General features: G+C 73.6%; 12 protein-coding genes. 9 read left to right on the forward strand and 3 right to left on the reverse strand.

What is annotated here, in order from left to right; all coding sequences use genetic code 11:
• The first annotated feature begins 140 nt into the window (after positions 1-140).
• The 5 genes from ACFC51_RS18520 (at position 141) to ACFC51_RS18540 (ending at position 11988) form a co-directional block, all read left to right on the forward strand.
• A complete protein-coding gene (locus ACFC51_RS18520; RefSeq protein ID WP_376529680.1) occupies positions 141-1010 on the forward strand; it encodes an SGNH/GDSL hydrolase family protein in 870 nt (289 codons plus the stop codon).
• Entirely contained in the window at positions 1007-4624 is a 3618-nt protein-coding gene (locus tag ACFC51_RS18525; protein ID WP_376529637.1) for a hydantoinase B/oxoprolinase family protein, read from the forward strand. The genes ACFC51_RS18520 and ACFC51_RS18525 overlap by 4 nt, the downstream gene beginning before the upstream one ends.
• A 57-nt stretch (positions 4625-4681) precedes the next feature.
• On the forward strand, positions 4682-6208 hold the full coding sequence (locus ACFC51_RS18530) for a hypothetical protein (protein ID WP_376377596.1): 1527 nt from the start codon (positions 4682-4684) through the stop codon (positions 6206-6208).
• 67 nt (positions 6209-6275) lie between these two features.
• A complete protein-coding gene (locus ACFC51_RS18535; protein ID WP_376377598.1) occupies positions 6276-7187 on the forward strand; it encodes a hypothetical protein in 912 nt (303 codons plus the stop codon).
• Between the two features lie 58 nt (positions 7188-7245).
• The gene (locus tag ACFC51_RS18540) at positions 7246-11988 is read left to right on the forward strand and encodes a hypothetical protein (protein WP_376377600.1); all 4743 of its coding nucleotides are present in this window, start codon (positions 7246-7248) and stop codon (positions 11986-11988) included.
• 34 nt (positions 11989-12022) lie between these two features.
• Here ACFC51_RS18540 and ACFC51_RS18545 read toward each other — a convergent pair whose 3' ends face one another.
• Positions 12023-12544, reverse strand: a complete 522-nt coding sequence (locus tag ACFC51_RS18545; protein WP_376377602.1) for a hypothetical protein — start codon at positions 12542-12544, stop codon at positions 12023-12025.
• Positions 12545-13053: 509 nt separating this feature from the next.
• On the opposite strand from ACFC51_RS18545, the gene ACFC51_RS18550 reads away from it, so the two are divergent.
• Genes ACFC51_RS18550 through ACFC51_RS18565 form a run of 4 tightly spaced genes read left to right on the forward strand, consistent with a single transcriptional unit; the run spans position 13054 to position 17322 of the window.
• A complete protein-coding gene (locus ACFC51_RS18550; RefSeq protein ID WP_376529639.1) occupies positions 13054-15849 on the forward strand; it encodes a nitrate- and nitrite sensing domain-containing protein in 2796 nt (931 codons plus the stop codon).
• Positions 15846-16289 (forward strand): roadblock/LC7 domain-containing protein, encoded by a 444-nt coding sequence (locus tag ACFC51_RS18555; RefSeq protein ID WP_329226487.1) that lies wholly within the window; start codon positions 15846-15848, stop codon positions 16287-16289. The genes ACFC51_RS18550 and ACFC51_RS18555 overlap by 4 nt, the downstream gene beginning before the upstream one ends.
• Before the next feature lie 9 nt (positions 16290-16298).
• Positions 16299-16736, forward strand: coding sequence for a DUF742 domain-containing protein (locus ACFC51_RS18560; RefSeq protein ID WP_376377606.1), 438 nt, complete (start codon positions 16299-16301; stop codon positions 16734-16736).
• Complete coding sequence (locus ACFC51_RS18565) at positions 16717-17322, forward strand: ATP/GTP-binding protein (protein ID WP_376377608.1); 606 nt, start codon at positions 16717-16719, stop codon at positions 17320-17322. Before ACFC51_RS18560 ends, ACFC51_RS18565 begins: the two co-directional genes overlap by 20 nt.
• Before the next feature lie 142 nt (positions 17323-17464).
• Here the strand turns inward: ACFC51_RS18565 and ACFC51_RS18570 are convergent, their stop codons facing one another.
• Positions 17465-17812, reverse strand: a complete 348-nt coding sequence (locus ACFC51_RS18570; protein ID WP_376377610.1) for an Mpo1-like protein — start codon at positions 17810-17812, stop codon at positions 17465-17467.
• A gap of 117 nt (positions 17813-17929) precedes the next feature.
• Positions 17930-18736, reverse strand: coding sequence for a M15 family metallopeptidase (locus ACFC51_RS18575; protein ID WP_376529641.1), 807 nt, complete (start codon positions 18734-18736; stop codon positions 17930-17932).
• Between the last annotated feature and the right edge of the window lie 46 nt (positions 18737-18782).

Below are 18782 nucleotides of genomic sequence, written 5' to 3' on the forward strand. Positions count from 1 at the left end.
CCGCGGCAGAAGGCCTGAGGGCCACGGACCACCCGGCGCCCGCCGTACCCGTACCCGCCGTACGTGCCGCACCCGTATCCGCCGTATCCGTACCAGCCGTACGTGCCTCACCCGTATCTGCCGTACCCGCCCGTGCCACCGTGCGCTTCGCCGCGCTCGGGGACTCGCTGACCCAGGGCATCGGCGATCCGGTTCCCGGCGGCTGGCGGGGCTGGGCCGCCCTCCTCGCGGAGGGGTTGGGCGAGACGGGGCAGGGCGTGGAGTTCCGCAACCTCGCCGTCGCCGGTGCGCTCTCCGCGGACGTCCACGCCCACCAGGCCGCCGCCGCGGCGGAGTTCCGGCCGGACATCGCCTCGGTGGTGGTCGGGGTCAACGACACCCTGCGCCGCTCCTTCGACATCCGCCGTCTCGCCGTGCGGCTCGACGAGGTCTGCGCCCTGCTCGCCGGAGGAGGCGCCGTACTCCTGACGGCGTGTCTGCCCGACCCCGGCACCGCGCTGGGGCTCCCGGGCCCGCTGCGCCGCCCGCTGGCGCGGCGCCAGCAGGCGGTCAACGCCGTGGTGCACGCCCTGTCCCTCCGCTACGGCACCGTCCATGTGCACGCCGCGGACCGGGCCTGGACCGGGGACCGCTCGCTGTGGAGCGTCGACCGGCTCCACCCCGCGGAGCGGGGACACCGCCGGCTGGCCGCCGCCTTCCACCGTCCGCTGGCCGAACGGGGGCTCGCCCTCGGCCCGCCGCCCGGCCGCGAACCGCTGCGGCCGCCGCCGACCCGCCTGTCGGGCGCCCGCTGGCTGGCCATCGAGGGAACGGGCTGGCTGGTCCGGCGCAGCACGGACCTGCTGCCGCAGCTCCTGGGCCTCGCCGCGGCCGAGGCCGGACACCGGGCGCGCGGCACGAGCCGACGGCTCGACGAACGGGCCGAGGAAGCGCTGCGCGAGGCGCTGGAAGCCCTGCCGCGTACGCGGCTTCTGCACGGGTTCGTCCCCCGCGCCAGAATGGAGGGATGACAGGACGCTGGGAGTTCTGGATCGACCGTGGCGGCACCTTCACGGACGTCGTGGGACGTGACCCCGGCGGCCGGCTGGTCTCCCGCAAACTTCTGTCGCACGACCCGGACCGCTACCGCGACGCGGCCGTCGCCGGAATCCGGCTGCTGCTCGGTCTCGGCCCCCGCGACCAGGTCCCCGCCGACCGGGTCGCGGGCGTCAAGATGGGCACGACCGTCGCCACCAACGCACTCCTCGAGCGACGGGGCGAACCCACGGTCCTGGTCATCACCGAAGGCTTCCGCGACGCCCTGCGGATCGCCTACCAGAACCGGCCGCGCCTCTTCGACCGCCGCATCCTGCTCCCCGAGGCCGTGTACGACCGGGTCGTCGAGGTCCCGGAGCGCACCGACGCCCGGGGCGCGGTCGTGAAGGAGCTCGACCGCGCCGCCGTGGCGGAGCGGCTGAGGGCGGCCGCCGGGGACGGGATCCGCAGCGCGGCCGTCGTGCTCATGCACGGCTACCGGTACCCGGACCACGAGCGGGCGGTCGCCGAGGAGGCCAGGGCTGCCGGTTTCACCCAGATCAGCTGCTCGCACGAGGTCAGCCCGCTGATCAAGCTCGTGCCGCGCGGCGACACGACCGTCGTCGACGCCTACCTCTCACCGATCCTGCGCCGCTACGTGGAGGAGGTGGCAGGCGAACTCGCGGGCATCCGGCTCATGTTCATGCAGTCCAACGGCGGGCTGCGCGAGGCCGCGCACTTCCGGGGCAAGGACGCGGTGCTCTCCGGTCCCGCCGGGGGCGTCGTCGGCATGGTGCGCACCTCGGAGCAGGCGGGCCACGACCGGGTGATCGGCTTCGACATGGGCGGCACGTCCACCGATGTCTCCCACTACGCGGGGGAGTTCGAGCGCGAGCTGGGCACCCAGGTGGCGGGCGTGCGGATGAGCGCGCCCATGATGAGCATCCACACCGTGGCGGCCGGCGGCGGTTCCGTCCTGCACTTCGACGGCCGCCGGTACCGGGTCGGCCCCGACTCGGCGGGGGCCGACCCCGGCCCGGCCTGCTACCGGCGGGGCGGTCCCCTCACCGTCACCGACGCCAACGTGATGCTCGGGCGCATCCGTCCGGAGCACTTCCCCGCCGTCTTCGGCCCCACGGGCGACCGGCCGCTCGACGCGGCCCTCGTCACGGAGCGCTTCGAGGAACTCGCGGAGGAGGTGTCGGCCGCCACGGGACTCCGGCGCACCGCAGCCGAGGTGGCCGCCGGTTTCCTGGAGATCGCCGTCCTGAACATGGCGAACGCCGTCAAGAAGATCTCCGTCCAGCGCGGTCACGACATCACCCGCTACGCGCTGACCGGCTTCGGCGGCGCCGGCGGACAGCACGTCTGCGCCGTCGCCGACGCCCTGGGCATCGACACCGTCCTCGTCCCGCCGCTCGCCGGAGTCCTCTCCGCGTACGGGATCGGCCTCGCCGACGCCACCGCGATGCGCGAGCAGTCCGTCGAGGCCCGGCTCGACGAAGGGACGGCGGCCCGGGTGGACGCCGTCCGGGACGGCCTGGCGGAGCGCACCCGGGCCGAACTCCGCGTCGACGGCGTCCCCGACGGCGACATCACCACCCGGGCGCGGATCCTCCTGCGCTACGAGGGGACGGACGCCGCCCTGCCCGTCGCCCACGGGACCGTGGCCGCCATGACCGAGGAGTTCACCGACGTCCACCGGGCGCGGTACGGATTCACGGCGGACAAGCCCCTGGTCGTCGAGTCCGTCTCCGTGGAAGCCACCGGAACGGCCGGGACGCACAGCCCGCCCCGGGCTGTCGCGGGCACCCGGAGCGGACCGCTCCGGCCCCTGGACACCGTCACGATGTCCTCCGGGGGCGGTCTGCGGGAGGCCGGACTGTACCGCCGGGAGACACTGCGCCCCGAGGACACCGTGTGCGGCCCGGCCCTCGTCGCCGAGGACGACGCCACCACCGTGGTCGACCCCGGCTGGCAGGCCGCGGTGGGACCGGCCGGACACCTCGTGCTGCACCGGGTGGACCCCGGACCCGGGCGGACCGCCGTCGGTACGCGGGTGGACCCGGTCATGCTCGAGGTGTTCAACAACCTGTTCATGTCGATCGCCGAACAGATGGGCGTACGGCTGGAGAACACGGCCCGCTCCGTCAACATCAAGGAGCGGCTGGACTTCTCGTGCGCGCTGTTCGACGCCCACGGCAACCTGGTGGCCAACGCCCCTCACATCCCGGTCCACCTGGGGTCCATGGGGGAGACCATCAAGGAGGTGCTCCGGCGCAACGGGGACACCCTTCGCCCCGGGGACGTGTACGCCGTCAACGACCCGTACCACGGCGGTACGCACCTGCCCGACGTGACCGTCGTGACGCCCGTGTTCGACGCCGACGAGCCCGGCGGAGGGCAGGGGCCCCGGCTCCGCTTCCTGGTGGCCTCACGCGGCCACCACGCCGAGATCGGCGGCATCACCCCCGGCTCCATGCCCGCCTTCAGCCGCACGGTCGACGAGGAGGGCGTCCTCTTCGACAACTGGCTGCTGGTGCGCGACGGCGCCCTCCGCGAGGAGGAGACCCGGACCCTGCTCACCACCGCCGCGCACCCCTCGCGCGACCCGGACACCAACCTCGCCGACCTGCGCGCCCAGATCGCCGCCAACGAGAAGGGCATCACCGAACTGCGCAGCATGACACGGCAGTTCGGGCAGGACGTCGTCGAGGCGTACATGGGTCACGTCCAGGACAACGCCGAGGAGTCCGTACGCCGCATCGTGGCCGGGCTGCACGACGGCTCCTGCCGCTACGAGACCGACGGCGGCGCCGTCATCGCGGTGCGTGTGACCGTCGACCGCGACGCGCGCCGGGCCGTCCTCGACTTCGAGGGAACCTCCCCGCAGCAGCCCGGCAACTTCAACGCGCCCACCTCCGTGGTCATGGCCGCCGTGCTCTACGTGTTCCGGACCCTCGTCGAGGAGGACATCCCCCTGAACAGCGGCTGCATGAAACCCCTGGACATCCGCGTCCCGGAGGGATCGATGCTGGCCCCCGTCCACCCGGCCGCGACCGTCGCCGGCAACGTCGAGACCTCCCAGGCCGTCACCGGCGCCCTCTACGCGGCCCTGGGCGTCCAGGCCGAGGGCTCCGGCACCATGAACAACCTCACCTTCGGCAACGACCGGGTCCAGTACTACGAGACGGTCGCGAGCGGTTCCGGCGCCGGCGACGGCTTCGACGGCGCGGACGCCGTGCAGACCCACATGACCAACTCGCGGCTCACCGACCCCGAGGTCCTGGAGTGGCGCCACCCGGTGCTGCTGGAGAGCTTCGGCGTACGCGCGGACAGCGGCGGGCCGGGCCGGTGGCACGGCGGACGCGGGGTGGAGCGCAGGCTCCGCTTCCTCGAACCCGTCACCGTCGCCCTCCTCTCGGGGCACCGCCGGGTCCCCCCGTACGGCATGGCGGGAGGCGGCCCGGGAGCCCTCGGCGAGCAGTACGTCGAACGCGCGCACGGGGGGTCGGTCACCCCGCTCGAAGGGTGCGACACCGCCGAGCTGGAGGCAGGCGACGTCCTGGTGCTGCGCACCCCCGGAGGCGGCGGATACGGGCGTCCGTGACCGGTCGCTTCTGCGCCGTTTCGACCGTTGTCGGTGCGAGGACCTAATCTGTGCAGCGTGACTTCGCCTGCCGACACCCACACCGCTGCGCCGCAGCTCAGCGCGGGGCCGAGGCCCGCTCCGGGCCCCGCCGCCGACGAGGGGCTCTCGCGTCGGCTGCGCGCGCTCGCCTGCACGGCGCCCCTGCACGACCTCGACGTGCGCAAGGCCAATCTGGCGGGCGAGTACACGGTCTACGCGATGGCCGAGGTCGCCCTCGCCGCGATCGACCTCGTCACCCTCAACATGGACTTCGACACGGGCGCCGACCACGACCAGATAGTGGCCAGGCTCCTCCCGCGGGTCGCGGCCCAGGCGCCGCGCCGGCCCGTCGCCGAGCACGAGCGGGTCGCCCGCTGGGTCCTGGAGAACCTGATCAACGTCGGGAGCGTGGACCGCGGCTTCCGCGCGGTCTACGGCACCTTCGGCCCCGACGGCGTCTACGTCCGCAGGGACTACGACTTCAAGCTCATCGAGGAAGTCCCCGGTCACGGCGGCACCGTCTACCTCCGCGCCACCGACGAGGCGGTCAACGTCCTCGTCGGGGCCCTCGACACGGATGTCACGAGCGCCCAGATCGCCGCCGAGGTGAAGCTGGAGGTCCTCATCAGCAGGGGCCGCCTGGCCGACGCGCAGCTCGCCGCCGAACAGGCCCGCTACCGCACCGTGCAGTACGCCGAGACGCTCCGCAGGACGCTGGAGGCGACCCGGCGCAACGTCCGCGCCGTCGACTGGCTCAACGCCGTGCCCGACATGATCACCGAGGCGCTGGACCACGTCGCCGACCGGTACCGCCACGAGAACGCGATCCTCACCAACATCCGCAAGGCCAGGGACGAGGCGGAGGAACCCGAGCACAAGCGCCGCGCCGCCGAACTCGTCGACATCGTCAAGGACTGCATCCGCCGCCACACCCAGCTCCAGTCCAGGCTGCTGGAGGCGGGGCCGCTCTTCCGCGCCGAGCAGGACCGGCAGGCCTTCGCGGCCCCCACCGCGCGGGCCGGCCTCGACCTGTACGGACAGCTCGTCGCCCCCCTGCTGCCGCTCCCCGTCGAGCAGGCCACCCGGGCCACCGACGCGTTCTTCGCGCACGGCACCGGGCTGCGCACACCCACCTCGGTCCGGGTCGGCGACCTCGTCGACCTGCTGCTGATGCCCCCGGTGGAGCGCGAGCACCTGGGCGCCGAGATGCCCGAGCCCGACCTCATCGCCACCCCGGACGACAGCCGGTTCAGCGAGGAACAGCTCGCCCACGCCATGGAGCTGCTCGACCTGGAGCACGACGTTCCCCGCCGGCTCTCCGGACTCCTCGCGGAGGCCCGGCTGCGCGATCCCGAGCTGCCCTACCTGGTCGCCCTGCTCGCCGTCCACGCGGCGAGCCCGCCGGTCGGGACGGCCTACCGCCAGGGCGAACGCAGGCTGCTCTTCGCCGTCGACGACGGCACCCCGCTCGAGGACCACGAATTCGGCGGGGCCGACCTGATAGTGGGCACGGCCCTGCTGGACGCGGCGGGCATGGCCGCGGACCGCAAGGACGCCTCGTGAGCGTCCCCGGCCCGACCACCCACCCCCTGCCGCCCGGGAGCGGCACCCGTACCGAGGAGTCACCGAGTTGAGCGAGCAGTACGCCGAGCACACCGACGCGTGGGGCGACCCGTCCCTCACGCAGGCGGCCGACGCCGCCGGGCCGCCCGCTCCCACCGCCGTCACCCCCGCCGACGCGGCCGACGCGGCGCGGCTGGTCTCCTTCGGTCTGCAGCCCAAGCTGATGCCGGCACGCGACGCCGAATACACCGAGCTGCTCCGCCGCTACCGGGAGGAACCCGCGTTCGCGCGCCTCGCCGACGCGGTCGCCACCGGGCTCGGACTCATCGTCCTGGAGGTCTCCACGCGCGCGGGGATGGCCGTGACCGCCGGGGAGGACTCCGTCTTCGCCGTGCGCATGGGCGACTACGCCCGGCGCGCCTCCTCCGACTCCGCCGACCGCTTCCTGCACGGCCTCGCGCATCTCGCCGTCGCCGCCCTGGCCTTCCCCCGCCCCGAGGACCTGGCCGACGACTCCTACATCGGCCGCATCACCGTCAACGGCGTGGACGCCTTCGTGCGCCAGGCCTGCCACCGCCTGGAGGAGCGCGCCGAGGAACAGGGCGACAACACCGACCCGGCCACCGACGCCCCCGGCCTGGAGTCGGGGTGGCGGATCTACGCCCGGCGCAGCGCCACCGGAGCCACCAAGGACGCCCGCCGCCTCGCCGGCTCCACCACGGGCATCATCGGCAAGGCCGTCGCCTTCCTCACCGACTCGGGCTTCCTCCAGCGCACCGGGGACGACGCGGGCGGCGCCTACCGCACCACGGCCCGCTACCAGCTCCAGGTGCGCGACATGGCGGGCAGCGCCGCCATGGCCGAGCTGCTGGAGCTCGGCGTCGTCCCGGTCACGGACGGCTCGGCCACCCTGCTGCCCCCGCCCGACGCGGAGGGCCTGGAGCTGGCCGCCGACGCGGGACTTCCCTTCCACTCCTGAGCCCCCTCCCGCCGCCCCACCAGCCGCCCGCCCCCCTGAACGACGAGAGTCCGCCGCCATGTACGAGTTGTCCCGGGTCCGTCTCTACTCCATCGGGCCCGCCGGTGCGCGCTACGCCGACACCGTGCTCGACCTGCGCGGAGTCGGCCAGCCCGTGCCCCGGCCCGCCCCGGCCCAGGCGGAGTTCTTCGAGGACGAGCCCGTCGGCCCCCCGCGCCGCCCCGCGCCCGCGGGCGTGCTCTTCCTGGAGAACGGCGGCGGCAAGTCCGTCCTGCTCAAGCTGATCTTCTCGGTGATGCTGCCGGGGCACCGCAACACCCTGGGCGGCGCCAGCTCCGGTGTGCTGCGCAAGTTCCTGCTCGCCGACGACTGCGGTCACGTGGCCCTGGAGTGGCAGCACACGCTCACCGGCGAGTGCGTGGTCGTCGGCAAGGTCAGCGAGTGGCGCGGCCGCCAGGTCTCCAACGACCCCCGGAAGTTCGCCGAGGCCTGGTACTCCTTCCGCCCCGGACCCGGACTCAGTCTCGACAGCCTCCCCGTCGCCGAGGCCACCACGGTGGGCCGCCCCGCCGAAGGCGTCTCGGGAGCCCGTGGCAGGCGCCGCACGATGAAGGGCTTCCGCGACGCCCTCACCGACGCGGGCAAGTTCTACCCGCACCTGGACGTGTACTGGGAGGAGATCCACGACCGGTGGAACGAACACCTCGGTGACCTCGGGCTCGACCCCGAACTCTTCCGCTACCAGCGTGAGATGAACGCCGACGAGGGCGAGGCGGCTGGCCTCTTCGCCGTCAAGAAGGACTCCGACTTCACCGATCTGCTGCTGCGGGCCGTCACCGACACCCGCGACACGGACGGCCTCGCCGATCTCGTCAGCGGCTTCGGCAACAAGCTCGGCCGCCGCGCCGAGCTCACCGCCGAATGCGACTTCACCGCCGGCTCCGTCGACCTGCTGGGACGGATCGTCGAAGCCACCGCGACGAGGGCCCGCAGCCGTGACGTCCACGCGGGCGCCGAGCGGCGCACCCGCACCCTCGCGCGCCGGCTCTCCGGCCGCGCCGCCGAGGAGCGCGGCCGCACCTCCGAGCTCGCCGAGCAGGTCACGGCAGCCGCCCACACCGTCACCGAGGCCGATTCCACCCGTGGCCACCGGAGTCTGGTCGCGGCCGAACTCGCCTACCGGCACGCGTCCCTGGCCCTGACCGCCGCCGAGAAGAGCGCGGCCGCCCAGCGCCGGGAGCTGGGCGAGGCACGCACCCTGCACGCCGCCTGGCAGGCGGCCGAAGCGGTTCTGCGCCACCGGGCCGCCGCCGACCGCTCGCACCGTGTCGCCGTCGCCATCCAGGAGGCCGAGCGCGACGCGGCACCCGCCCTGGCCGCACGCGCCACCGCCGCCGCCGATCTCGTACGCGCCCTGCACACCGCCGCCGAGGCGGGGGAGCGGGTGGCCGAGGAGGAGGAGGAGCGCTCCGCCATCCTCCAGAGCACGGGGGAGACCGCGCACCGGGACGCCACCACCGCCGCCACCGAGGCCCAGCGCGCCCGCAGCGAAGCCGGCCACCTGCGCCAGCGACTCGCCGAGGTCGAGCAGGAGACCGCCGAGGCCGTGCGGGCGGGATGGCTCGACGACACCGCGCCGGACGCCGACCCCGCCCGCGCCGCCCTCGCCGCGAACGACGCCGAACAGACCGCCGTAGCCGCCTGGGACACCGCGCGGGAGGCCGCACGGGCCACCGCCGACCAGGCACGTCACGCCGCGGCGGCCGAGAGCCGCACCGAGCTCGCCGCCGCCCGCGCCGCCGACGCGGCGGAGGCGGCCGAGCAGTCCTACGAGGCCGAGCGCAGAGCCGCCGAGTCGATCGCCGCCGACCCCCGCCTCGCCGACCTCCTGGGTCTCCCGGCGGCAGGCGCCGGCGTCCCGCGACCCCGCCGGGGCGCGGCCGGCGCGGACGGGAGCGGCGACACCGCGCAGGAGACGCAGGAGGCACCGGGGGACCCGCAGGCCCTCACGGCCCAGGAGTTCGACAACAGCGCCGACGAACTGCGCGAACTCCTCGACCAGGGCATCACCACGGCGGAGCGCAGGCTCTTCGACCTGCGCACGGCGGCCGCCGACGACTCACGCATCCTCGGCGCCCTCGGTGACGGGGGGCTGCTGCCCCCCGGTCCCGACGTCCTCGCCACCGTCGAGTACCTCGGCGAGCACGGCATCCCCGCGCTGCCCGGCTGGCGCTATCTCGCCCAGGCGGTCGACCCCGCCGACCACGCCGCGGTGCTGGCCGCACGGCCGGAACTCGTCGACGGCGTCGTCATCACCGACCCGGACGCGCACACCCGCGCCCGCGAGGTGCTGGCCGCCGCCGCCCTGCTGCCCCGGTCGGCGGTGGCCGTCGGTACGACCGCGGCCCTGCTCGCGCCCGTGCCGGCACCCGGCGGCGCAGGCGCGGACGATGTGTTCCTGGTCCCGCCGAACCCGGCGATGCACGACGAACTCGCCGCCGACGAGGAGCGGCAGGCGCTCAGGGCCCGGGCCGCCGCGCGCGACGAGGACATCCGGACACTCGCGGCCCGGCTCACCGCCGACCGCTCGCTCGCCGCCCGCATCGGCGCCTGGCGCGCCGACTGCCCGCCCGGCATGCTCGCCGAGCTCGGTGACGCCGCCCGTACCTCCCGCGCCGCCGCGGAGACCGCGGAAGCCGCCCTCCACGAAGCCCGCACCGTGCGCGCCGAGGCGGACGAGGCCGCCGCCGACGCCGCGCGTGTCCGCGACGAGCGGCAGGAGGCGGCCCAGCGCGCCCGCCGGGCCGCCGACGCGCTCGCCGGCCTGGCCCACCGTCTCCGCGACCGTGCGGGCTGGCAGGCGCGACTGCGTGAACTGACCGACGAGGCGGCCGAGTCGGAGGCACGGGCCACGGTCTGCCTGGAGCGGGCACGCGCCGCGGACGAGGACCGCCGGGCCGCCCAGCGGGCCGCCGACGACGCCCACCGCACCGCCCGGGCCCTGCGTGCCGAGCGCGCAGAGATCGCCGGTGTCCCTGAGAAGCTCCCGGAGCCCGACCCCGCCGGCGTGCGCACCTCCCTGCCCGCCCTGCGCGAGGCGTACCGGGCGGCCTCACGGCTGTACGAGAAGGTGGGCGTCGGGGCCGACCTGCGTGCCGAGCAGGCCCGCGCCGAGAGCGACGAGAGCGCCGCCCTGGCCGAGCTGGACCGCCTCACCAACAAGGTCCGCACCCGCGCCGCCCAGCTCCTCGAAGGCACGGACGGCGCCGACGGCCCCTCACGGCAGGCGGCCTCGGCCCGCGCCGAGTCCCACGTCCAGCTCCTGGAGACCCGGGCGTCCACGGCCAGCGAACAGCTCGGCCGGCTGCGCGGCGAGGCGGAGCGCCTCGCCCCCGCCGACGAGGCACCCCACCACACCGAGCTCCCCTCCGACCTCGCCCCGGCGGACGCCGGCCAGGCCCAGACCCTGCTCCGTACGGCCACGGGCGAGCTGGCCTCCGCCACCGCCGCGCTGGACACCGCGCGCGCCGCCCACGCCGAACTGCTGCGCGCCCACCGCACCGCCGAGGACTCGGCGAGCGGCTTCGACGAGACCGCCGCACTCCTGCGCGACCTGCTCAGGGACCACGGAGCGGAGGACGACACCGAGGCGCCCGACCCGTACCACGGAACCCTGGACGAGGCACGGCAGTCCGCCGGCGAGGCCCGCCGCTCGCTGCGCGGCTGTGCCACCGACCTGTCGGCCGCGGAGAGTTCCGTACGGGAGGCGAGCGACGTCCTCGTCCGGCACGCCAACTCCACCCGGTACGAACAGGTCCGCACCCCGGCCCGGCAGCAGATCCGGGAACTCCCGGCAGTGGCCCTGCCGGACCACGCCGAGAAGTGGGCCGCGGCCTTCGCGCCCCGGCTGCGGGTGCTCACCGACGAGCTGGCCCAGCTGGAGCGCAACCGCGACTCCATCGTCGACCGGCTCCGCGGCCTGGTGGAGTCGGCCCTCACGACACTCCGCTCCGCCCAGCGGCTCTCCCAGCTGCCCGAAGGGCTGGGGGAGTGGTCCGGACAGGAGTTCCTCCGGATCCGCTTCGAGGAACCCGACCAGGCCACGCTCACCGAGCGGCTCGGAGAGGTCATCGACGAGGCCACCCACGCGGCCCTCAAGAAGAACTCCGACCTGCGCAGGGACGGGATGTCCCTCCTGCTGCGGGGTGTGCAGGCGGCGTTGCAGCCCAAGGGCATCGCCGTGGAGATCCTCAAGCCGGACGCGGTGCTCCGTGCCGAGCGCGTCCCCGTCGGACAGATGGGCGACGTCTTCTCCGGCGGCCAGCTGCTCACCGCCGCGATCGCGCTGTACTGCACGATGGCCGCGCTGCGCAGCAACGACCGGGGCCGCGACCGGCACCGCCACGCGGGCACGCTCTTTCTCGACAACCCCATCGGACGCGCCAACGCCACATACCTGCTGGAGCTCCAGCGCGCGGTCTCCGACGCCCTGGGGGTCCAGCTGCTCTACACGACGGGTCTGTTCGACACCACTGCGCTCGCCGAGTTCCCGCTCGTCATCCGCCTCCGCAACGACGCGGACCTGAGGGCGGGGCTGAAGTACATCAGCGTCGAGGAGCACCTGAGGCCGGGCCTGCCCCAGCAGGACCCCGAGGGTGAGACCGTCCACGGGGAGATCACTGCGACCCGCATGTTCAAGCGGAGCGGCACCGCGAGCGGGACGGCCTCCGCCGTCCCGGAGATGCGCACGGAGATGACGGACGCGCGGAACGCACCGGCTCAGGCCTCGGAGCAGCGGTAGGAGTGCCCGGGGCGCGGGCCGCTCTCCCGGGCAGTCAGGCCCGTGAGAGGCGGCCTTCGCCCCGGCGTCGTATCCGGTCCTCCTGTCGCACCCGCGCCCTGGCGGAGCGCCGGGCCGCCCGGCGCTCCCGCCGCATGCGACGTGCCGTGCTGCTGGGCACGGACACCACGCCGTGCCGCTGGTTCCACACCTGCCGGGTCACCCAGACGTCCAGCACCGACCACGTGGCGACCACCGTGCCCGCCACACCGCTCAGCACCATGGGGAAGGCGAGCCACGACCCGGCCAGGGTGCACAGGAACGCGACCACGGCCTGAATGAGGGTCAGGGCCAGGATGATGACGGCGCGCACGGCCGCCGTACGCACCGGGTCCGGCATGCGCCGCCGTATCGCGGGTTCCTCCACCCACAGCTGCCGCGGGATCCGGGGACCGGCGGGCGACGAGCCGGGTGCCGACGCGGCCGTCCGCGGCGCACCGGTCGTAGAGGCGGCCGACGACGTGTCCGTCACCGCTGCTGCCGGACCTGTCGTGCCCCGGCGTTCATCCGTGTCCAACGACCTTCAACTCCCCGCCACAGTCCGACTCATGGGTGACTGCCCGGCTCGGGCCCGCTCCACGCGGGCGGAGCCACTCGTCCGTCTCACGGCCCCCGTGAGGTTCTTCTGCCCCGTACGTCTGGACGAACGCCAGGTCGTGAAGATTCCCGCCAAGAGGCATCAACAAGCCCCGAAAGGTCATGGAACGAAAAATTCCAGCCAACTGCCTTGTGTGGATGCACCGCGTTCGGCCTGGAGTTCTCTGTCGCTTTCGCGAATTTCTTCGCAGGGAATACCGGGACAACTGGTGAGCAAGCCGTGGCAGAGCGGCCTGAATTCGTCCGGACACGTCTTCGAGTTACTGGCGCGTCAGTAGTAGGCTCGCGCCGTTTGTTGACGGAAACACCGGCCGACGCGCGGTGGACCGCGACAGGAACGCCGGAACGACCAGGCGGACCGGGCGACCGGAACCACCGGGAACACCGACACGACGACCCCCGCGGTGCGGGGCCGAGCTGGGGGAGGCCATGCGCTTTCGCGGGAAGTCCATCCGCAGGAAGATCGTGGCGTTGCTCCTGGTGCCGCTCGCCTCCCTCACGGGTCTCTGGGTCTTCGCCACCTACGTCACCGGCCGTGAGGCCGGGGAGCTGATGGGCGCGAGCGCCATCGTGGAGCAGGTCGGCCACCCGCTGGAAGACACCATCCGCGCCGTGCAGGGCGAACGCCGTCAGACGCTCGTCTACCTCGCCGACCCCCGCGCCTCGGACGCCCTGCCGCTGCTGCGCAGCCGGCGCGCCGCGACCGACCGGGTCGTGGCCGACGTCACGAAGAGCGCGAAGAGCAAGGACATCCGGGACAGGCTGAGTCCGGAGTCGGAGGCGCGGCTCGACTCGATCCTGAGCGAGATCGACGGCCTCGACGCGCTGCGCGGCTCCGTCGAGAAGCGCACCATCGACCGGACGCGGGCCCTCGCCTTCTACAACGGCCTCGTCGACCCCTGCTACCGCTTCCTGAACGGCCTCCACACCATGGAGAACGTGTCGATGGACAAGCAGGTCCGGGCCCTGGTCGGCATCTCCCGGGCCCGCGAGATGCTGTCGCGCGAGGACGCGCTGATCGCGTCGGGCCTCATCGCCGGCCGGCTCGGCGCCCCCGAACTCCGCGTCGTCTCCGACCTGGCCGCCAGCCGCTCCCTCCTGTACGAGGTCAACCTCGAGCTGCTGCCGGCCGGCGAGCGCGGACGCATGGAGCAGTACTGGCGCAGCCCCGACACGGAGCCGCTGCGGACCGCCGAGCAGAAGCTCATCGCCGCCGGCCCGATCACGAAGCCGGGGCCCGTCGACTCCGCACGCTGGGAGGAGGTGGCCCCGCCGGTCCTGGAACACCTCGCCAACGACGGCACCGAGATGTCCAACCGCTTCCAGGACCGCGCCGAACCCGCCGGCTTCCGGGTCCTGATCCGGGCGGGCGTCGCCGGCGTCCTCGGGTTCGTCGCCCTGCTCGTCTCCGTCTTCGTGTCCGTGCGGGTGGGACGCGAACTCGTCCGCGACCTCTCCCGGCTGCGCAAGGACGCCCATGAGGTGTCCGGGGTGCGGCTGCCCAGCGTCATGCGGCGCCTCGCCGCCGGCGAACAGGTCGACGTGGAGACCGAGGCCCCGCACCTGAGCTACGAGCGCGACGAGATCGGCCAGGTCGGCCAGGCGCTCAACACCCTCCAGCGCGCCGCGGTCGAGGCCGCGGTCAAGCAGGCCGACATGCGCCGCGGCGTCTCCGAGGTCTTCGTCAACCTCGCCCGCCGCAACCAGGTCCTCCTGCACCGCCAGCTGACCCTTCTGGACGCCATGGAACGGCGTACGGAGAACAGCGACGAGCTCGCCGACCTGTTCCGCCTGGACCACCTCACCACCCGTATGCGCCGCCACGCGGAGGGCCTCGTGATCCTCTCCGGGGCGGCTCCGTCCCGGCAGTGGCGCAAGCCGATCCAGCTGATGGACGTGGTGCGGGCGGCGGTCGCGGAGGTGGAGGACTACGAGCGCATCGAGGTCCGGCGCCTGCCGCGCATCGGCGTGGGCGGCCCCGCCGTGGCGGACCTCACCCACCTGATCGCGGAACTGCTGGAGAACGCCACGGTGTTCTCGCCCCCGCACACCGCCGTCCAGGTGCACGGCGAGCGGGTGGCCAACGGCTTCACCCTGGAGATCCACGACCGTGGCCTCGGCATGGCGCCGGAGGTCCTCCTGGACGCCAACCTCCGGCTCGCCGAGACCCCCGACTTCGAGCTCTCGGACACCGACCGGCTGGGCCTCTTCGTCGTCAGCCGGCTCGCGCAGCGGCAGAACGTCAGGGTGTCCCTGCAGACCTCGCCGTACGGAGGGACGACCGCGGTCGTCTTCATCCCCGCGCAGCTGCTCACCGACGCGCCCGACACGCACGGCACCGGCTTCCGCCTGGACCGCCGGGCCGAGAAGGCACTCGGCAGCGGACGGCCCGGCAGCGACGTGCCCGGCAGCGACAAGGCCCGCAGGGACGGAGTAGCGGACGCCGGCATCCCGGGCAGGACCTCCGGCCTCTCCCCGGTTCCCACCGGTCTCACCGACCCGTCCGTGCTCGACGGACCCGTCGAACTCGAAGGCCCGGTGGGGACCCTCGGTTTCACCGACCCGGCACGCGACCGGGAGCTCGACCCGGCCCTCGGCCCGGTCCTCGACGGGGTCTCCGACCTGGAGGACACCGAGAGCGAGCGCGGCGGCATCTTCCGCGCCCGCGACCTGAGGCGGGAAGCCGACCGGGAACAGCACCAGCAGGCCTTCGACGCCTCGGACGGCCGTGCCGCCGACGTGCGGCCCATGCGGCCCGCCGGCCCCGTGCCGCTGCCCCGCCGCAAGCCGCCGACCCTCGTCGCCGACCAGGGCCGCCGGATCGGGGACCGGCCCCGTACCCATCGGAGCGCGCCCGGCGGTTTCCCGGCGGCCCCCGGCCCCGGGACCGCCGAACCCGCACCGGGCGAGCCCCCGGCCGACGAGCCCCGGGCACGGCCCAGGCCCACGGCCCGGCCGTCCGCACCCGACACGGTCGGCGGGCTCCCTCGCAGGGTCCGGCAGGCGAACCTCGCCCCACAGCTCCGGGAGGACTCCGCAGGGCGGACTTCCGGCCACGCCCCCGCGGACACCGACGACGACCTCGAACGTGACGCGGACGACGTACGCAATCGCATGGCTTCGCTTCAACGCGGCTGGCAGCGCGGCCGTCGGCAGAATGCCGAGGACGTGACCGGCCCCGGCGAGACAGCACCAGGAACCACTCCGGGAGGGGACGGTCGATGACCGCACCGAACGCCGCAGCACACAACGCCGCACGCCAGGGATCCGGCGAGCTCAACTGGCTCCTCGACGAACTCGTCGAGCGCGTCGCGAGTATCCGCAAGGCGCTGGTCCTGTCCAGCGACGGCCTGGCCACCGGCACGTCCCAGGACCTGACGCGCGAGGACAGCGAGCACCTGGCGGCCGTCGCCTCCGGATTCCACAGCCTGGCCAAGGGCGTCGGCCGCCACTTCGACGCCGGCCGGGTCCGCCAGACGGTGGTCGAGCTCGACGAGGCCTTCCTCTTCGTCACGGCGGCCGGTGACGGCAGCTGCCTCGCCGTCCTGGCCGACTCGGACTCGGACGTCGGGCAGGTGGCGTACGAGATGACCCTGATGGTCAAGCGCGTGGGGGCCCACCTGGCCAATGCCCCCAGGACCACCGGTCTGCCCGCCGGAGGGTGAGGCGAGGGGATGAGCGCAGACTCCGCCCGGGACACCGTGTCCGGATCACCGCCCGCTCCCTCCGAAGCGGGTTCCTCGCGCTGGTACGACGCCGAAGCGGGGCCGGTGGTCCGGCCCTACGCGATGACCCGGGGGCGGACCAGCAGCGCGTCCCGCCATCGCCTCGACCTGATCGCGATCGTCATCCCCGAACCGGCGGCCGACGATCCCGGCCGGGATCAGACGCTCTCCCCGGAACACGTGGAGATCGTCGAACTGTGCAGCGACATGCCCCAGTCCATCGCCGAGCTCGCCTCCGGGCTGGATCTCCCCGTCGGGGTGGTCCGCGTCCTGGTGGGTGACCTCGTCGAGGACGAGCTGGTGCACGTCACCCGTCCCGTTCCGCCGGCCGAGCTGCCGGACGAGAGCCTTCTTCGCGAGGTGATCAATGGCCTTCGGGCGCTCTAGCCGCAAGAGGCGGCACGTGGAGCCCGTCACCCTGAAAATCCTGGTGGCGGGCGGCTTCGGGGTGGGCAAGACGACCCTCGTGGGCGCCGTCAGCGAGATCAGACCGCTGCGCACGGAGGAGAGGCTGAGCGAGGCGGGCCGCCCCGTCGACGACGTGGCGGGGGTCGAGGGCAAGAGCACCACCACGGTGGCCATGGACTTCGGCCGGATCACCCTGCGCGAGGACCTGGTCCTCTACCTGTTCGGGACCCCCGGGCAGGACCGGTTCTGGTTCCTCTGGGACGAACTGGCCCAGGGCGCCCTGGGCGCGGTGGTCCTCGCCGACACCAGGCGGCTGGAGGACTGCTTCGCGGCGGTCGACTACTTCGAACGCCGGGGGATCCCGTTCACGGTCGCCGTCAACCTCTTCGAGGGGGCCGAGCAGTTCCCCGCCGGGACGGTCCGGGCGGCCCTCGACCTCGACCCCGAGGTGCCGGTGCTGCTCTGCGACGCGCGCGACCGTGCCTCCGTGCGGGATGTGCTCGTCGCCGTGGTGGAGAACGCCGTGGCGCGCGCCGACCGGCTCCGGGAGCCGGCCAGGACCTGACACCCGCTGCCCCACCGCACGTGACGCGGCCCGTACCCCCGCCGACCGGGGTACGGGCCGCGCGTACGGTGTGGGGACAGCGGGCGTGGATGAAGTGTTCACCCGGGGTGACGGCCCGTCAACCCTCCGCGCACCAGCGGGATCAGGTGTTCTCCGCGAGCCACTTGGCCGCGGTCTCGGCCAGTTCCTCGTCCCGCCCCGCGAGCATCGTCCGGATCATCTGCGCGTCCCCGCGCAGCGACCACACGGGATGCCCGAACGTCGCGGGGTTGTTCTTCTCGATGAGGAAGTGTGCGGGCCACGCCGTGCCGTAGCCGATCAGGGGCAGCGCCAGGGCGTAGCGCTTCCGGCCGCGCGCCAGACCGTACGCGGTGAGCGCGAGTCCCGTCAGCGTCCCGGTCAGATGCACCCATCGGGTCGCCGCTCTGGAGTGCATGGCGACGTAGTAGGGCCAGAACTCTTCATACGAATCGAACGTCTGTGGTGACATAAGGGCACCGTAATGGCTCGCACGGCAACCGGAAACGCCCGTTCGGCGTCCGAAGAGGAGGACGGGCGGCCGGAGCCCACGGGGGTGGTCCCGGTCGCCCGTCCTCCGCCCGGACCGTCAGTGCCCCGCGACGGACCGCCTGGCCACCGGGAAGTCGAAGTACGTGTCCGGGAAGAGCTCCGGCTTGTAGGTGAAGTGCCACCACTCCTCGGCCAGATTCACGAAGCCCAGATCCGTCAGCGTCTTCTTGAGGAACTGCCGGTTGGCCCGCTGGGCCCCCTGAACCCGGGGGTCGTCCGTGTGGGACAGGGTGTCGAAACAGTCGTACCCCGTGCCCATGTCCACCGAGTTGTCGGGGAAGCGCTCATCCTTCGGCGCGTAGCACGGGCTCAGCTCCTCACCCGGCCGGTACGGCCGCGTCGGCAGCGCGGGCAGCTTCACGAGCGTGAGGTCCACGGTGCTGCCCCGGCTGTGACCGGACTTCTCCGCGATGTAACCGTCCGCGAACAGCCGCGTCTTGTCGACCTTCGGGTAGAACTCGTCCTTCATCACCTCGTCGTCGAGATCCTCCGCCCAGCGCACGAAGTGGTCCACGGCCCGCTGCGGCCGGTAGCAGTCGTACACCTTGAGCGAGTAGCCCTGGCGAAGAAGACTCCGCTGGGCGGACCGCAGGGCGCGGGCGGCGGGCCGGGTCAGGATGCAGACGGGCTGCCGGTAGCCGTCCACCGGCTCACCCACGAAGTTGTGCGCCGTGGTGTAGCGCATCTCCGTGATGATCGTCGGATCGACGGAGCGGAGATCGACGAACTCCGGCGGAGCCTTGGGTTCGGGGCCGGCCACCGCCACCGGCGCGGCGGCGGTCACGGCGAGCAGGGCGCCGCCGGAGGCGGCCAGGGCGCGGAGAACACGAGCAATTCCTGTCATGGGCACACCGTTTATCAGCTCCGGAGCCACAAGAGAAGGGTGATCG

This window comes from Streptomyces sp. NPDC055962, assembly GCF_042270185.1.
In the GTDB taxonomy this organism is placed as follows: Bacteria; Actinomycetota; Actinomycetes; order Streptomycetales; family Streptomycetaceae; genus Streptomyces.

Bases quoted from the DNA above. Each gene is read 5' to 3' on its own strand.
- ACFC51_RS18570 (WP_376377610.1), bottom strand. From the start codon at position 17,812: ATGTCACCACAGACGTTCGATTCGTATGAAGAGTTCTGGCCCTACTAC.
- ACFC51_RS18550 (WP_376529639.1), top strand. From the start codon at position 13,054: ATGCGCTTTCGCGGGAAGTCCATCCGCAGGAAGATCGTGGCGTTGCTC.
- ACFC51_RS18560 (WP_376377606.1), top strand. From the start codon at position 16,299: ATGAGCGCAGACTCCGCCCGGGACACCGTGTCCGGATCACCGCCCGCT.
- ACFC51_RS18540 (WP_376377600.1), top strand. From the start codon at position 7,246: ATGTACGAGTTGTCCCGGGTCCGTCTCTACTCCATCGGGCCCGCCGGT.
- ACFC51_RS18525 (WP_376529637.1), top strand. From the start codon at position 1,007: ATGACAGGACGCTGGGAGTTCTGGATCGACCGTGGCGGCACCTTCACG.
- ACFC51_RS18555 (WP_329226487.1), top strand. From the start codon at position 15,846: ATGACCGCACCGAACGCCGCAGCACACAACGCCGCACGCCAGGGATCC.
- ACFC51_RS18575 (WP_376529641.1), bottom strand. From the start codon at position 18,736: ATGACAGGAATTGCTCGTGTTCTCCGCGCCCTGGCCGCCTCCGGCGGC.
- ACFC51_RS18565 (WP_376377608.1), top strand. From the start codon at position 16,717: ATGGCCTTCGGGCGCTCTAGCCGCAAGAGGCGGCACGTGGAGCCCGTC.